The organism is Virgibacillus oceani (assembly GCF_041521345.1).
GTDB lineage: Bacteria > Bacillota > Bacilli > Bacillales > Amphibacillaceae > Virgibacillus_N > Virgibacillus_N oceani_A.
Genome location: NZ_JBGOHB010000009.1, coordinates 121,979 through 138,219, shown reverse-complemented (window position 1 = coordinate 138,219; position 16,241 = coordinate 121,979). Strand labels below are relative to the sequence as shown.

Sequence of the window (16,241 nt, the reverse complement as noted above, 5' to 3'; positions counted from 1 at the left end):
TCTGGTCGTATTGTTATTAACTATATCTCCATATTTTTCTAAATGAATACTTCTATTTCGTTTAGAAATTCATTTTCATGGTAGTTGGTGGCGATGCGTAGCATAGCCATGGTTGTTTCAGTGGGGGGACAAAATCCCTACTGAATGAAGTTTCACTTTATGTTGCATCGTTTTAGTTAATCGCCGCTTTCTGGAATTTTTCAATTCGTTTTAGTGCACCCGGTTCAATTTCTTCCACAGCCTTTGCTGCATGCTCCAGTGATAATTCATATTCATAGGAACGGAATAAGCGTTCAGCTTCCATTAATTTAGAAGCTAGCATCGGGTACTGGCTGCGATACCTGTTCGCATACTGGATAACCTGTTCTGTTAAATAAGCCTGGTCAAGCATAACATCTGCTTGGTCAATCATTTGATTTACTGCATTTTCTGCATCTCCAAGCGCTTGCTGGACTTCATTCATATCCAATGGCTGCTTTTCCAATGCTGATAAAACTTGGTGATTTTTGAAGGTTGCATTCTCCAATGAATCCCAAATAAAATTAGGTACACCCGGGATATTGCTTTTTTTTAATTTTCGCTGTGTATCATACAATTTGTTCCGGATTTCTGTTAATTTGGCTTTTGCTTCCCTTTCATCTTTTCTGAGGTTTTCAATCCGGGATTTAAATACTTTATGCGCTTCTTGTAATTCCTCTACTTGCTGAAAACCTTGTTCCATTTTTTCTCGCAGCTCTGAATGAGAAGCATCTTTATCCTCTATTTCATTGTCAAGCATATCCATATCTGCCTTAAGTCTTGTTACAGCTTTATCCAGAGACATAAACCGTTCCAAATCACTATCTTCAATATAATAAGCCTTCTGTAACTCCTCAACTTCAGACCTTGTATTATCAAAAATATGCTCTATGTTAGTGACGGTTTTTTTATAGCCAGGAATTTGATTCTCCAAATAATTTTTGGCCAAGGCTTCTTTCTCCAGGAGACGATACATTTCTTGGATTCTTTCTTCTATTTCAGGTATGATTTCCTTTGCCTGTGATGTATCCCCTTTTTCCATTTTTTCGAGACTATTTGAAAACTTTTCCTGATATGTCCGTATTTCCTTTTCAAAAGCAAGGTGATCTACGCGATACCCATCTTCTTTCATCTCTTTTAAACCGGCATGTAAATCGTCCAATTGTGATGGCAATTCCTGCTTGCACTTCTTGTAAATCTCAGGAAATTCTTCCATCTGATCTTCCAAATCGGTTAATCTTACTTTGAGCTCATCAATCAACTCTTTTGCCTGATAATAATTCCCGGACTGAATTTCATCATTATATCCGGCGAGTTTCTCTGCCAGCAGGTCTATTTCATTGTCAAAATAACTTTCTGCCTTGCCATATTGGTAACGCTGCTGGGATATTTTTTTTCGGAGTGCCCTGATGGCAGGATCAATTTCCTCTGCTTCTTTCCTGCCTGATTTCTCTGAATCCATCAAGCCGTCTACTTCTTTCAGTATTTTTTCAATATCGACTTCAATGGATTCCAGTACTTTTTCTGTTTCATTCAACGTCTTTCTGGCTGATCGAAACCGGTATCTGTCTGCCGCTTCCTCTGCATCAAATAAGTACTCTTCCATATCAGGCAATTCTTTTGTTACAATCTGATCCCAGCGTTCTTTCCAGGACTCAAATTTCGCCTGTGTTTCCCCGGATAAATTAAGTTGTTTAATTCGGGAAAGTTCTGCAGCAATATTCCTTCCCATAATGTCCATTTTCCAGGCTTCACAGCGATCCACCACGTCATACACTCTTTTTCTAAGTATTAATCCAATGATAATCAATGTAATAATAACTAAAATCGTTCCAATAATATATGCCATAAAATGCCTCCCCCAACACCTTCCTAAAAGAGGATAATTGATTTATATATAATTAAAATTAAAATTTATTATCGTTTTTATATTTTGCTTAGATGTATTGTAATAATAATACCATGTTACATGCATTTTTGGCTAAAAATATACAAATTAATTAATAAAACGACATGATTTTTCATCCAGCTCCGAGCAAAAGCCTATATTTATCGTTTAAAACACATAAATGCGCAATCCCAAATGTATTCGGCATGAAGAACATTTAGCGCATTTCCAGATATAGTTCTTACATCACTAAAAGGTCATTTTCACCTTAGTTATTTAAAGTTTACTTTTTCCTTTTCAGTTATAAAATCTAGCCACTGATGAATTGTTTTAGCATATTTTTTCATGAAAATTTCTCCGGAATAATCCCCGATTCGTTCATTTCTCCATTCATTATGCATAATGTACGGTGTGATCAGCATACCTTTCAGCTGCATAAATAAATAATGCTTTTCATCCGTGTTTATTTTCATGTTTTTTAACATGATATCAAATGTCTCCTGGAGAAAATGATTTTCCTTTGCCAGATAGGTAACTGCCATTTCCCTGACAAAAACGGAATCCAAGGACAGCTCCCGGTGAACAAAACAAGAAAATTGATGATTGCTTTGTTTATACTGTATAATAGTTGAAATTAATGTTTTCATCCGGTCGAGCGCTGTTAAGTTTTTCGTTTTTTCCAGCTCAGCTTCCATTACTTTCAAGTATTCTTCATAGTAATTAGTGACAGCATATTCCAATAAGCCTTGCTTTCCTTTAAAATAATAACTGATTAAGGAAACATTCACAGCAGCTTTTTCGGCAATATCACGGACGCTTGTACCATGAAAGCCTTTTTGGAAAAATAATGAGGATGCTGCTTCCATTACTTTTTGTTTTGATGGATTTGTTTTCACTATGTTTTCAACTCCTTACTTCAAGATTACGACAAAGAAGCAAATAATCCTTCATTTTTTTCTCGACAAATTTATTAGTATTATCGAAATTTGCTTGATTTTTAATGAAAGAGGGGATTTATATGTTCCAAACTACAATTTATTCAGGTTCCAAAGAAAAAGATTATGAGCTGGTCATCAGCCAGTTAAAAGCATTAAGTGAAGATGAATCAGATGAAACGGCCATACTTGCCAATGCTTCTGCACTCTTGAATCAGTTTTTGTCCAACATTAACTGGGTTGGCTTTTATCATTGGAAAGAAGATGAATTAGTGCTGGGACCATTCCAGGGACTCCCTGCATGTATTCGAATTGGTTATGGCAAGGGAGTCTGCGGCACGGCCGTGAAAGAAAGGGCGACACAGCGAATTGCAGACGTCCACGCTTTTCCGGGGCATATCGCATGTGATGCAAAAAGCCAATCGGAAATTGTCATTCCTATCATAAAGAATGAGAATGTTTACGGTGTACTTGATATTGATAGTCCGGTCAAAGATCGCTTTGATGCGGTGGATGAGGAATATCTTGAAAAATTTGTCCGTGAGTTGGAGAAGAACTTATAAATTAAAAAATAGCCCCGCCCCTTCTTTTTAGAAAGGGTATGGGGCTTTTCAATGAGCAGCAGGAAAAGATAAGCTACTCACTTCTTCACCACACTATTTTTTTCGCCATTTTTGCCTCATATAACTGCCCTGTCCGCCCGAATAAATAAATCACTGACAGAGTCATACTATTGTATGATCCCAGGATGACACCCCGGAAGACAGCGTGGTCGAAGGCGTTGTTTTTTCCTTTACATTTCTTAAAATAAGTCCAGCAATTTGAACACCTTGGTGAACCGAAATATTCGGGGCATAAAGCGCTAATTCCTCCCCTCCCCACCTTGCTGCAAAGTCCACTGCTTCCGAAAAGGAACGAATAAGTCCCGCCGCTTTTTTCAATACTTCATCTCCACTACATAAATATGCGTATTGAAATTTCAATTCGCGGTTGACTTACTGGCATAAACGTTATATACTATTCGTTGTGTAAAATATTAAAGTAGCTTATGTGTTTTTCTATTTGCACCCATTTTGTTCCTTGAATAGCGGAAAACTGCACGAGGTGTATCGCGTAACTCTTAGCTGCTGGAGCGATGGTACATGAAAACATAATGGACAGGTGGATAAATCACGCACTTTTATTTTATGCAAATAAAATAAAAAGGAGGAAATGTCTTATGGCACGTTATACTGGATCGGTTTGGAAAAAATCTCGCCGCCTTGGCATTTCATTAACAGGAACTGGGAAGGAATTAGACAAACGTCCTTACGCTCCTGGTCAGCACGGACCAACACAACGCAAGAAAATAACAGAATACGGATCGCAAATGCAGGAAAAGCAAAAGCTCCGTTTCATGTATGGATTAAATGAACGTCAATTCCGCACACTGTTTGATGCAGCTGGTAAAATGAAAGGAATCCATGGTGAAAACTTTATGATTCTACTGGAATCCCGTTTGGATAACCTTGTTTACCGCATGGGCTTGGCACGTACACGCCCTCAAGCCCGTCAGCTTGTGAACCATGGTCATGTAACTGTAGATGGACACCGCGTAGATATTCCATCCTACCGTGTGCAACCAGGACAGGAAATCGGATTACGTGAAAGATCACAAAAGCTTGATACTATTGAGGAAGCAATCGAAGTGAACAGCTTTGTTCCTGAATACATCACTTTTAACGCAGACAATAAAACTGGTACGTACAATCGTTACCCTGAGCGCGCTGAATTGCCAGCAGAAATTAATGAAGCGCTTATTGTTGAATTCTACTCTCGTTAATAGGATTAAGAGCCCCTTCCAATATAAGTTGGAGGGGTTTTGTTTATCCCTCTGGAAAATACATATGAAAACGCCATCGATTAAGAGCCTCGATGACTTTTCAACACTATTTGACTTCGATGACGTGTCTCTTTATAGTTAGAAAACGAATCTAGCTTATTGGTAAGTTTCTACTTCTCTTTATCCGTAGTATATCCAGCGATTTTCTCCTATCCTTTTATATTTTTTGTCCAGTACTCCTTTTATTCTCTTTCTAGAATGTATTACTTGGCACCAGTCAAGAATAGCAGAAGTAGTAATTTTATTATCCAGAAATAGAAGTTTAAACTCCTCAATACTGCAAGTGACTTCATCTGCAACTTTTTCTATATAACCACAATTTTTCATCCATATTTGGAGCCTTCCATAAGGTTAGAAAACGAGTTGCATTTCAAACACTTAACCCCTTTTTTAGTTTTTCATACTGGTATGATGGCAAATTATCGTAATTGGTATGTTGAATATGAAGGGAATTTAGCTTTTCTGCAAGTATTTTATGTCTCTTAGTTAATTTTCAGTTGTTTTAAATACTGATGAATCTGCATCGGGTAAATAATGGGATTGGTGAGGGGTGGCTGATATAAATTCAGGATGGATAAAAATTACTGAACCGTTAATAGGGAGATTGTACCCGAGTTTGAGAAGCAGCTGATGAAGTAAGGTTTCCTTTCTTTTCAGCTGGTGTAAAGGATTTATATTTTCAGTATTCGATTTATTATTATAAAATTTGCCTGAATCATAAAAGTAATCTCCATTATGATTTTTTACTTCAAAAAGGTAAATTGTATCCGTAGTGATAATGAGTGAATCGATTTGGGAAGGTATTGTTATTGGAGTTAAGGAGCAGGTCGTTTAATATAAAGCATTCACATTGGAGCCGTTCCGGATTTCTCCTTCATACCCTTCTTGAGACTAAAATAATATTGCTTGTCCTTCTTAGATAAATGCATGCGATTGTCTAAGTACTCTAATGCTTCTAATTCATAAGACTTCTTACGTTGCTTGTACAGCATCCACATTTTCCTTTCTTTTTTAATTAGGTTGAATGATTTATGCCGATCTAGCAAGATACTACAGGAAATCATCAGACTTAAATTAAAAATACAAACTGAGTTAAAAGAGGAGGCTGAGATAGAACCATTTTAGCATCCAAAAATCCGAACATCCTTAAATTTTAGACCCGCTCCGGAAATATACTTCGCTTTCACCCTCTGGGCACAAGTGCGACATCGGTTCAACTCACTTTGTTCGTATCACCGTGCCTTCTTTGCCGCTTGGCGGCTGGTGAGCCTCCTTGCCCCGACAAGGGGTATGCCAACGTTGCCCGCAAAGGGCGGTTTTAGTCGGCCTTCCTTATCAAAGCACTCCGGGGTCTCACTGATGCCAAAGCAAGCACAGGATGTGCGAGTGTTGGCGTTGGTCATAGGACGTGACCGAATTTAGCCGACCTCCCACAGGAGTCTACGTATATTTCCGGAGCTACCATTGTAGAGCTTTCGACTTTTCAATGTCTCCTCAGGTTTTTGCCCCAACCTTCTCTATCAGGCTATTTATAACGAATCAATGTATACTTCTTCTTCCCCCGCCGAATAATCGTAAATTTATCATCAATATGATCTTTCTCGTCTAAGCTGTATTTCAAGTCCTGCACACGCTCTCCATTAATATATATAGCCCCATTGGAGATATCTTCTCTCGCCTGCCTTTTGGATGAGGAAATAGATGCATTAACCAGTATTTCAATTAAACCAATGTTCTCTTTCCCCGTCTCATAGGATGGCACATCTTTAAAGCCCTGTTCAATCTCACTTGCAGACAGTTCTTTTAACTCCCCACTGAATAAGGAAGCAGAAATTTTCTTTGCCTGTTCTAAAGCTTCCTCACTGTGTACTACTTTTGTCATTTCTTCGGCCAGCCGTTTTTGTGCTGCACGTTTTTCCGGCTGGATTTTTACTTCTGTCTCCAACTCCTGCATTTCCTGGTCAGAAATAAATGTAAAATAGCGTAAAAACTTAATAACATCGCGATCATCGGTGTTCAGCCAGAATTGGTAAAATTCGTATGGACTTGTTTTCTCCGAATCAAGCCACACTGCTCCGCCTGCCGTTTTTCCGAATTTCGTTCCATCTGCTTTTGTTATTAATGGCACGGTAAAACCAAATACGTTCGTTTCTTCATCCAGATTTTCTCTGGAGCGGCGGATATATTCCATTCCAGCAGTGATGTTGCCCCACTGGTCACTTCCGCCAATTTGCAATGTACAACCTTCTTGTTCATATAATTTAAGAAAATCCATAGACTGTAAAACCATATAACTGAATTCGGTATACGTAATCCCTTGTTCGATCCTTGCCGATACTGACTCCTTTGCCAGCATATAGTTAATTCCGAAATGTTTACCGGCATCTCTCAAGAAATCGATGACAGTCATCTTTGAAAGCCAGTCATGGTTATTACGGGAAACAACCGGATTCTCATCTCCGTCAGACTCAACCAGCCGTGCAATCTGCCCACGGATCTTCTCTGTATACCCCTGCACAACTTCACTTTCATTTAAAGCTCGTTCTGTCGTACGGCCGCTTGGATCCCCAATCATGCCAGTACCTCCGCCCACAAGGGCGATAGGCTTATGCCCTGCTTTTTGAAATCTTTTCAGCATTGTTATCGGCAGTAAATGGCCAATGTGCAAGCTGTCTGCTGTAGGATCAAAACCACAATATAGCGTCACCTGATTTTGTTCCAGGTGTTTTTCTAAGCCTTCTCGATCTGTAACCTGATGAATTAATCCCCGTTTTTCTAAATCCTGTAAAATGTCCAATCTCTTCACACTCCAAAAATATTATATTTTCCCTAAATAAAAAAACCCTCCCTATCAAAAAAAGGGACGAGTTTACACGCGGTACCACCCTTGTTGCAATATATATTGCCAACTTCGGATTGTTAACGATGTTGCCACCGTCTCATGTGGACATACATTTTCTTGTACGTATATACCACAAAAAGAATGCTCCGGATACGTAATTCGCCTGCAAATATGGCTGCCTTTCACCTGCCGCCAGCTCTCTTAATCAGGGATTTGCATAACTACTTTCATCCATCTCAGCTTAACCTCACTTTTCAAGATCGGTTGATTTATTAATTTATCTATTCATAACATATCCATGAAATAAAAGCAAGGTTCAACCAAAATTTTTATACATGATAAACCTATCTATGCTATAATAAAATAGCTATTATAGGAGGTTTTTTCCATGGATTTTAAACAATTTTACCATAGATTCAGCCAAAAAGTGAAGGAATGGTGGAAAACAGGAAAACTTCAGCGTTCATCGAGAATTACCTATGATGTGTTCTGGAATGTGATTCTGTTTTTCCTTGTTGTTGGCTTTATTGGCATGTTTTTTGCAGGGGGACTTGGTGCAGGCTACTTTGCTTCTTTAGTGAAAGACGAGCCGGTACGCCCGTATGAAGTAATGGCAGATGACTTATACAATTATGAAGAAACGTCTATGTTATACTTTGCTGATGAAATTTATATCGGTAATGTGCAATCCGATCTTTTCAGGGAAGAAACAACTCTGGATGAAATTTCTCCGGTATTGATCGATGCAGTAATCGCAACCGAGGATGAATATTTTCATGAGCATGAAGGTATTGTGCCAAGTGCAATTGTTCGGGCAATGGTGCAAGAGGTGACGAATTCCGATACGAGAACGGGCGGCAGTACCTTAACCCAGCAGTTAATTAAGAATCAGATACTTACCGATGAAGTTTCTTTTGAACGAAAAGCAAAGGAAATTCTCCTTGCAATGAGGTTGGAACGTTTTTTTGAAAAGGATGAGATTCTGGAAGCCTATTTGAATATTGTTCCTTACGGCAGAAATGCGTCCGGAGATAACATTGCAGGAATACAAACAGCGGCTCAGGGTATTTTCGGCATGGATGCGGATGAAGTAAACCTTCCGCAAGCTGCCTATCTTGCAGGGCTTCCGCAAAGTCCGTCCGCATACACCCCCTTTACCAATCAAGGGGAACTAAAGGATGAAGATGGAATTCAGCCAGGAATCAACCGAATGAAATCGGTATTAAACCGAATGCTGGATTCGGAATACATTACCCGGGATGAATATGACGAAGCAATCGAGTATGACATAGCTGCCGACTTTACAGAAGCAACTGAATCGCCGATTGACTCCTATCCTTATCTGACTTATGAGCTGCAGAACAGGGCTAAAAATATTTTAAAAATCTATCTGGCTGAACAGGATGGATATACAGAAGAAGATCTTGAAGAAGACGGGGATTTAGACCAGGAATATGATGAATTGGCAAGACGTGATATGCGTGTTGGCGGCTATAACATCCATTCTACCATCGATAAAGAGATTTATGATGTGATGCAAAAAGTAGTCAGGGAATATCAATATTATGGACCTGACCGTACTTTTACAGAAGAAGACCCCGATACAGGAGAAATGGTGGAAAAAACAGACCCGCTTCAGACTGCTGCTATGTTGATTGAAAACAATACAGGAAAAATTATCAGCTTTGTTGGGGGAAGGGACCACAATGAGGACCAGCAATTTAATTATGCAACACAGGCTACCCGGCCAAATGGAAGTACCATGAAGCCATTCTTTTACGCAGCATCAATGGAAAAAGGCAGAATTCAACCTGGAACCCCTATTGCTGACTATGACAGAAATTATCCAAACTGGCCCTTAAGTAACTATGGAGGCGGGCATTACGGTATTGTTTCAGCCAGACAGGCTCTGGCCAGTTCCTATAACATTCCGGCTGCAGAGATTTATCTGGATATGATGGACGAAAGACCTTCTGAAGAATACCTGGAAAAGATGGGTATTACTACATTGGAACCGATGGATCATGAAAATCGTGCACTGTCCATTGGTGCAATGAGTCGTGGTACTTACATTGAAGAGAATATTAATGCCTTTGCAACCTTTGGCAATAACGGACAGTTTGCTGATGGGTACATGATTGAAAAAATTACTACAGAAGATGGGGATCTCATCTATGAACACGAAACTGAAACGGTTGATGTGTATTCCCCACAAACGAATTATTTAACGATTGATTTGATGCGAAGCGTGATCAGTCAAGGAACTGGTACGCATTTGAGCTCTCAATTACGATATGGCGGTGTGGACTGGGCAGGAAAAACAGGGACTTCCGATGAATACAAGGATGCCTGGTTTGTTGCAACAAATCCAAATGTGACCTTCGGGACCTGGATGGGATATGATGAGCCACATTCTATTTACAATACAGGCTCTCATTTAAGCTACAGCAACATGAATATACAACTTTGGTCGGAATTGATCAATGCAGCAACAGATATCAACTCTGACTTGCTGGCACCTTCCGATAGATTTACACGACCGGACGGGATTGTTGAAAGAAGCTACTGCGCAATTTCTGGCATGCTTCCATCAGAATTATGTGAGCAGGCAGGTCTCGTAAAATCGGATCTATTCAATGCAGAGCATGTGCCAACAGAGGAAGATAACAGCCTGATTTCCGGCAATATCACCATGGTTGATGGAAACGCAGTGGTCGCTGGACCTGACACACCTGGAGAATTTGTAGAAGGAGACGGACTGGCGTTTAACCCTGATTTTCTGGAACGTATGGGCTGGAATGAACTAAACGACCTGACGCAGCTGTATCCACGCACCGAAACAGAGAAATGGGAACAAATAAGTGTTTCCACTTCCAGTACAGGTGCAAGCAGCTCCATTGAAGATACTGGCAGTGCTCCACCAGCTCCGTCGGTTTCGTCATCAGACGTTTCCATATCCTGGGATAGAACAACCGGGCAAAATATTGTTGGATACCGAATTTACCGTGCTAGTGAGTCCGGCGAAAGCTTCTCAAGGGTTGGAAGCACTTCGGATACCGATTATTCCACCGGATCATCTGGTGTGTATCACGTGAAAGCCGTGAATTATTTTGGCCGGGAATCTTCTGCATCCAATGAAATTACTGTCGGAGAAGAGAATGAAAGTGATGATAACGAAGGCAGCAATGGCAATGATGATCAGGACAACGAGAATGATGAGGATAATGGAAATGATGAGAATGATAACGGAAATGAGGGTAACGGGAACGGCAACGGTGAGGATAATAACGGAAATGGGAATAACGGTAATAACGAGAATGATGACGAAGAAGATGAAGATGAGAACGATGGCGATGATGAAGAAGAGGATCAGGATGAGGACGACGAAAATGATGACTAACTTTAATAATAGCATTTAACAGGAAGAGGGGATATTTCCCCTCTTTTTTTCAGGTGAAAAATATAACATAATTATCTGTTATGGTAATTAAGCCTTCACAATTAATGCACACTGAAAAGCCTTGGTACTCGCTCTGATAACTATATTTACACTTTTTTAACTTATGACTAAAACTACATAGCCATATCCTGTATAATACAATGTAAGCGATTAAAATATTATGTAGGCGGTGATATGGATGGAGCATAAGAAGAGCTATCATGTGCAAACACGTGAAGCTTCTGGTGTAACAGTTACCATTGAAGGTCCTCTTCCTTCTGAGGAATTAAAAAAATATTATTTTCATGAATTATTAACAGCATTTCGCCCTGCTGAAAAACAATTCGAGGCACTTTTAAGTATTGCGGATTTTTCTGAAGGCAGAATAATTATAGCGAGAACAGAAGATACCATTGTCGGTTATGTTACATACCTGTATCCTGACCCAATGGAAAGATGGTCAGAATTCAACATGAAAGATTTGATTATGCTGGGCGCTATTGAGGTTATCCCTGATTACCGGGGAGCAGGCGTGGCTTCTGGCTTATTAAAAGTCTCCATGATGGATGATTACATGGAAAATTACATCACCATCTCTACGGAGTATTACTGGCATTGGGATTTGAATAGAACATCGTTAAGTATTTGGGACTACCGTAAAATGATGGAACAAATGATGGCCTCAGGTGGACTGATACCTGCACCAACAGATGATCCTGAAATCATTTCCCATCCGGCCAATTGTTTAATGGTCCGGATCGGCAAAAATGTTCCGGAGTCTTCGGTTAAAGCGTTTGATAAATTACGATTTTTACAGAGACATCGATATCGAAGTATTCGGGAGGGGTTATAGATGTTAGTTGAAGAAATTATGAAAACGGAAGTAGTGACACTTCCACCAACAGCTACTATTAAAGAAGCATTAGAAATACTCCAGAAGCATCGGATCAGGCATATACCGATCGTGGATGAGAACTTTTCCATCATTGGTATTGTTTCTGATCGCGACGTACGGGATGCCAGCCCATCCATTTTTGAAAAAGATGCTAACGCTCCTGAATTGGAAAATGAAATCCGTTCAATTATGAGTTCACCGGTGACTACGATTCACCCACTAGATTTTGTCGAGGAAATTGCGCGTATCTTTTATAAAAAAGAATGTGCAGCATTGCCTGTTGTTCGAAACAATAACGAACTCATTGGGATTGTTACAGAGAAAGATATGTTATACACATTCATTCAGTTAACAGGTACGCATGTACAAAGCTCGCATATCGAAGTGAAAGTACCGCACCGTCCCGGTATTTTACCAGAAGTGACAGCCATTTTTGGAAAAAGAAAAACAAATATAGTTTCCGTACTCATTTATCCTTTTAAGAATGATCCAGATTATAAAATACTCGTTTTCCGCGTGCAAACGATGAATCCGATGCCAATTATTCAAGATTTAAGAAATGCAGGGTATGAGCTTATGTGGCCAAATAATATTCCGGAGCCAAAAGTATGAGCTGCAATGCCTCCTTTGTGTTTTCCGATGAATTCCTGAAATACCGTTTTCATGAAGACCACCCTTTTAATCAAAAACGGGTTATTCTTTCCAAGGAATTATTGGAACAGTCAAACAAACTTAGTAAAGAGCAAATAATAGTACCTCGCATGGCAACGGAAGATGAACTGGCTCTTTTTCATGATCGCGCTTATATTGAAACAGTAAAGAAAGCAAGTAAAGGCAAGTTAACGGAAGCAGACGGATATGAGTATGGATTAGGAACCGAGGATACACCGATTTTTGATAATATGCATGAAGCGTCCAGTTACCTTGTAGGCGGTACTTTAACGGCGGTTGATGCCGTTTTGAGCGGTGCTGCCGAGCATGCACTTAATCTTGGTGGCGGTCTGCATCATGGATTTAAACGAAAGGCCGCCGGATTTTGTATTTATAATGATGGAGCGGTCGCCATTAAATATATTCGTAAAAAATACAATCTCCGGGTGCTGTACGTGGACACAGATGCACACCACGGAGACGGGGTTCAATGGGCATTTTATGATGATCCAAATGTTTGTACGTTTTCGATCCATGAGACAGGGAGATATCTTTTTCCGGGAACAGGCAACGTAAATGAACGCGGGATCAAAGAAGGTCACGGCTATTCCTTTAACCTGCCGATTGATGCATTTACCGAAGATGAATCTTTCCTTCAAGTGTATGAAGCCGCTTTAAGAGAAATCACGGAATTTTTTAAGCCTGATATGATTGTTACGCAAAATGGTGCAGACTCTCATTTTTATGATCCATTAACCCACCTTTCTGCCTCCATGAAAATTTATGAGCGTATCCCTGCACTTTCGCATGAATTGGCACATCAGTATTGCGGGGGGAAATGGATCGCACTTGGCGGCGGTGGTTATGATATTTGGCGGGTTGTCCCAAGAGCCTGGGCACAAATCTGGAATGTGATGTCTTCGGATGAGGTGGCTGCTGGCGAAACCCCATCAGCATGGCTAGAAAAATGGCAGCCCCAGGCTCCAGTGGAATTGCCGAAGTTTTGGCATGACCCGAAGGAATCCAGACCAACGATACCAAGAAAAGTGGAAATTACGGAAAAAAACGAAAAACTGCTTTTGCATTTATTAAAATATACAAAACCGGTGAAATGACGAAGCTGGTCCAGAACAATTTTAATAAACAGAAATCCGAACATCCTTAAATTTGTGCTTAAATCCCGCTCCAGAAATATACTTCGCTTTCCGCGGGCGGCTGGTGAGCCTCCTCGTGCTGACGCACTGCGGGGTCTCCCCGATGCCTTTGCTCCCACAGGAGTCTACGTATATTTCCGGAGCTAATGTGGTGGGTTGTTCGTCTTTTCAACGCTTACTCAGAGTTCTGTCCCAGCCTCGTTTCCTTTTAGCAGGTTAATAGTTATGCTCTACAAAGAGGTTTTATCGATAATTCTTAACATGATGTATAAAGACAGCTTTGAGTACTGTTCGTCGATAGGCAACTGTTCTTTAACTGTCTCTATGGTACATCATTTTCGATTTTTATAGCCTTCATGTACCATAGACGCTTTTTATGGTATGTCATTTTCGATTTTTAGAGCCTTCATGTACCATAGACGATTTTTATGGTATGTCATTTTCGATCTTTTAGGATTTCATGCACCATTAACGGATTCTATGGTACATCATTTTCGATTTTTAAAGCCTTCATGTACCATAGACGATTTTTATGGTATGTCATTTTCGATTTTTAGAGCCTTCATGTACCATAGACGATTTTTATGGTATGTCATTTTCGATTTTTAAAGCCTTCATATACCATAGACGCTTTATATGGTATGTCATTTTCGATTTTTAGAACCTTCATGTACCATAGATGCTTTATATGGTATGTCATTTTCGATTTTTAGAACCTTCATGTACCATAGATGCTTTATATGATACATTATATGAACTTTATGGCAGAAAAATGGTTTATAGACAAAAAAAATGAAACAGGAGAACTGCCCCCATGTTTCATTCTTCATCTTCATTATCTTCCATAATTACTATTTCTACTCGTCTGTTTTGACTCCAGTTTTGTGGTGAATCGTTTGGTACGGCCGGTCTTGTGTCTGCGTACCCGGCTGAAGTAAAGCGCGATTCATCAAATTCATTTTCTTCAATCAGGTAGCGGATTACACTGCTGGCACGTGCGCCGGACAATTCCCAATTGGAAGGATACCTGAAATTGGATATTGGTCTGCTGTCCGTATGTCCTTCAACCTTTACACTGTTTGGGATATCATGCAGCAATGAACCGATTCGATCTAAAAACGGCATTCCCGATTGAAGAATTTCCGCTTCTGCTGAATCAAACAGGATACTTTCCTGTAAAACCAGCACAACACCCTGTTCGGTCCTGTTTGCAGTTATTACATTATTTAAGTTATTTTCGTCCAGATAAGCTTCAATTTCTTCCAATAAAGTGCTTAATGAATCTTTATTATCTTCATCAACCTCTTCTGTTTTATCTCGGTCTGTATTATCTCTTAATTGTGTCGGTGTTTCAAATTCATTCGAGTTCTCTCCGCGCTCTTCAATACTTGCATGCTCTGTCGGATTTTCTGCCGGTATTGCAGAAGGATAGAAATCCAAAATCATCCGGTTTTGAAATGATTCCGATATCGCTTCAAATTTTACCAAGTCAATTTGAGACATGGAAAACAAAAGAATGAAAAAAACCAAAATAAGGGTAACCATATCTGAATATGTAACCATCCACTTAGGTGCACCGCTGTTTTTCCGCTTTTTGATTTCCCTACGCTTCATTTATGCTCTCCTCCACGAAACCGGATTCCTCTTCTTCTCCCTGTTTCTCCTTCGCCTCGTTGGAAAGGAAAGCACTTAATTTTTCTTCTAAAATTCTTGGATTTTGCCCTGACTGAACGCCGATGACACCTTCAATAATCACCTGTTTAATAAAAACTTCCTCTTCTGTTTTACTCTCCAGTTTACTCGCCATTGGGGCAAAAACCAAATTGGCCAGAACCGTTCCATACAAAGTTGTCAGTAGTGCAACGGCCATGCTTGGTCCAAGTGTCGCCGGGTCTTCAAGGCTATTTAACATCAGAACAAGCCCGACCAGCGTACCAATCATTCCCCAGGCCGGTGCGTATTCTGCCGCTTTTTCAATAAGCGCCCTTCCCCTGTAGTGACGCTCTTCCATTGCGGTAATTTCCGCATTCATGATGTCATTGATAACTTCTGGTTCAATTCCGTCCACAGCAAGAAGGATGCCTTTTCTTATAAAAGGATCATCCACTTCTTCCAATTCATTTTCCAATGCTAGAATGCCTTCCCTTCTCGCCCGTTCAGATAGTTGAATAAATAAGGCAATTAATTCAGGGAGGCGCTGTTCATTTTTATGAAAAGCCTCGTTCATAATCTTTCTTGTCAATTTAATTTGTTCCATTTTAAAATTAATTAACATGGAAGCAATCAGTCCGCCGATTACAATAAAAATCGATGCAATATCGAGAAACTGTGCAGCACCTTCTGATCCACCCCTGGAGGCTACTGCAAGCATAATCATGATAAAACCAAACGTAATGCCGATAGGAGTTAATATATCTCGTTTTCTCATAATCCCGCTCCTTAGAAAACTTGGCTAATCACCATAAATGATGGGAAAAGCACTCATTGCAATTAGGCAGATTTACATCTGCTTGAAATCATATCTACTCCTTATATCG

Annotated in this window: 13 protein-coding genes and 1 other annotated feature; of the genes, 6 read left to right on the top strand and 7 right to left on the bottom strand. The window is 39.9% G+C overall.

What is annotated here, in order from left to right:
• Positions 1–172: 172 nt before the first annotated feature.
• Together ezrA and refZ are read right to left on the bottom strand one after the other, a co-directional pair.
• A complete protein-coding gene (gene ezrA / locus ACDX78_RS09010; RefSeq protein WP_486027132.1) occupies positions 173–1,867 on the bottom strand; it encodes a septation ring formation regulator EzrA in 1,695 nt (564 codons plus the stop codon).
• A gap of 311 nt (positions 1,868–2,178) precedes the next feature.
• A complete protein-coding gene (refZ, locus tag ACDX78_RS09005) occupies positions 2,179–2,802 on the bottom strand; it encodes a forespore capture DNA-binding protein RefZ (RefSeq protein WP_486027130.1) in 624 nt (207 codons plus the stop codon).
• Between the two features lie 122 nt (positions 2,803–2,924).
• Here refZ and ACDX78_RS09000 point away from each other — a divergent pair, with 122 nt between their 5' ends.
• Positions 2,925–3,404 (top strand): GAF domain-containing protein, encoded by a 480-nt coding sequence (locus ACDX78_RS09000; protein WP_486027128.1) that lies wholly within the window; start codon positions 2,925–2,927, stop codon positions 3,402–3,404.
• A gap of 162 nt (positions 3,405–3,566) precedes the next feature.
• Here ACDX78_RS09000 and ACDX78_RS08995 read toward each other — a convergent pair whose 3' ends face one another.
• On the bottom strand, positions 3,567–3,824 hold the full coding sequence (locus ACDX78_RS08995; protein ID WP_486027127.1) for a diguanylate cyclase domain-containing protein: 258 nt from the start codon (positions 3,822–3,824) through the stop codon (positions 3,567–3,569).
• A 236-nt stretch (positions 3,825–4,060) separates the two neighbouring features.
• Here ACDX78_RS08995 and rpsD point away from each other — a divergent pair, with 236 nt between their 5' ends.
• Positions 4,061–4,663, top strand: a complete 603-nt coding sequence (gene rpsD, locus ACDX78_RS08990; protein WP_486027125.1) for a 30S ribosomal protein S4 — start codon at positions 4,061–4,063, stop codon at positions 4,661–4,663.
• Between the two features lie 546 nt (positions 4,664–5,209).
• Here the strand turns inward: rpsD and ACDX78_RS08985 are convergent.
• Together ACDX78_RS08985 and tyrS are read right to left on the bottom strand one after the other, a co-directional pair.
• Positions 5,210–5,485 (bottom strand): nuclease-related domain-containing protein, encoded by a 276-nt coding sequence (locus tag ACDX78_RS08985; RefSeq protein WP_486027149.1) that lies wholly within the window; start codon positions 5,483–5,485, stop codon positions 5,210–5,212.
• A gap of 763 nt (positions 5,486–6,248) precedes the next feature.
• Complete coding sequence (gene tyrS / locus ACDX78_RS08980) at positions 6,249–7,520, bottom strand: tyrosine--tRNA ligase (protein WP_486027123.1); 1,272 nt, start codon at positions 7,518–7,520, stop codon at positions 6,249–6,251.
• A 59-nt stretch (positions 7,521–7,579) separates the two neighbouring features.
• Positions 7,580–7,812: a binding site (T-box leader), on the bottom strand.
• 141 nt (positions 7,813–7,953) lie between these two features.
• Here tyrS and ACDX78_RS08975 point away from each other — a divergent pair.
• The 4 genes from ACDX78_RS08975 to ACDX78_RS08960 all read left to right on the top strand — a co-directional run bounded on the left by ACDX78_RS08975 (position 7,954) and on the right by ACDX78_RS08960 (position 13,665).
• The gene (locus tag ACDX78_RS08975; RefSeq protein WP_486027122.1) at positions 7,954–10,965 is read left to right on the top strand and encodes a transglycosylase domain-containing protein; all 3,012 of its coding nucleotides are present in this window, start codon (positions 7,954–7,956) and stop codon (positions 10,963–10,965) included.
• A 238-nt stretch (positions 10,966–11,203) separates the two neighbouring features.
• Positions 11,204–11,857 (top strand): GNAT family N-acetyltransferase, encoded by a 654-nt coding sequence (locus ACDX78_RS08970; protein WP_486027120.1) that lies wholly within the window; start codon positions 11,204–11,206, stop codon positions 11,855–11,857.
• Complete coding sequence (locus ACDX78_RS08965; protein ID WP_486027119.1) at positions 11,858–12,511, top strand: acetoin utilization AcuB family protein; 654 nt, start codon at positions 11,858–11,860, stop codon at positions 12,509–12,511.
• On the top strand, positions 12,508–13,665 hold the full coding sequence (locus ACDX78_RS08960) for an acetoin utilization protein AcuC (protein ID WP_486027117.1): 1,158 nt from the start codon (positions 12,508–12,510) through the stop codon (positions 13,663–13,665). Before ACDX78_RS08965 ends, ACDX78_RS08960 begins: the two co-directional genes overlap by 4 nt.
• 858 nt (positions 13,666–14,523) lie before the next feature.
• Here ACDX78_RS08960 and motS read toward each other — a convergent pair.
• Together motS and motP are read right to left on the bottom strand one after the other, a co-directional pair.
• Complete coding sequence (gene motS / locus ACDX78_RS08955; protein ID WP_486027115.1) at positions 14,524–15,318, bottom strand: flagellar motor protein MotS; 795 nt, start codon at positions 15,316–15,318, stop codon at positions 14,524–14,526.
• Positions 15,308–16,132 (bottom strand): flagellar motor protein MotP, encoded by an 825-nt coding sequence (gene motP, locus ACDX78_RS08950; RefSeq protein WP_486027113.1) that lies wholly within the window; start codon positions 16,130–16,132, stop codon positions 15,308–15,310. The genes motS and motP overlap by 11 nt, the downstream gene beginning before the upstream one ends.
• Between the last annotated feature and the right edge of the window lie 109 nt (positions 16,133–16,241).

Excerpts from the sequence above, each read along its gene's own strand:
- ACDX78_RS08965 (WP_486027119.1), top strand. The coding sequence starts at position 11,858 with ATGTTAGTTGAAGAAATTATGAAAACGGAAGTAGTGACACTTCCACCA.
- ACDX78_RS09000 (WP_486027128.1), top strand. The coding sequence starts at position 2,925 with ATGTTCCAAACTACAATTTATTCAGGTTCCAAAGAAAAAGATTATGAG.
- motS (WP_486027115.1), bottom strand. The coding sequence starts at position 15,318 with ATGAAGCGTAGGGAAATCAAAAAGCGGAAAAACAGCGGTGCACCTAAG.
- rpsD (WP_486027125.1), top strand. The coding sequence starts at position 4,061 with ATGGCACGTTATACTGGATCGGTTTGGAAAAAATCTCGCCGCCTTGGC.
- ACDX78_RS08970 (WP_486027120.1), top strand. The coding sequence starts at position 11,204 with ATGGAGCATAAGAAGAGCTATCATGTGCAAACACGTGAAGCTTCTGGT.
- motP (WP_486027113.1), bottom strand. The coding sequence starts at position 16,132 with ATGAGAAAACGAGATATATTAACTCCTATCGGCATTACGTTTGGTTTT.
- ACDX78_RS08975 (WP_486027122.1), top strand. The coding sequence starts at position 7,954 with ATGGATTTTAAACAATTTTACCATAGATTCAGCCAAAAAGTGAAGGAA.
- ACDX78_RS08960 (WP_486027117.1), top strand. The coding sequence starts at position 12,508 with ATGAGCTGCAATGCCTCCTTTGTGTTTTCCGATGAATTCCTGAAATAC.
- ezrA (WP_486027132.1), bottom strand. The coding sequence starts at position 1,867 with ATGGCATATATTATTGGAACGATTTTAGTTATTATTACATTGATTATC.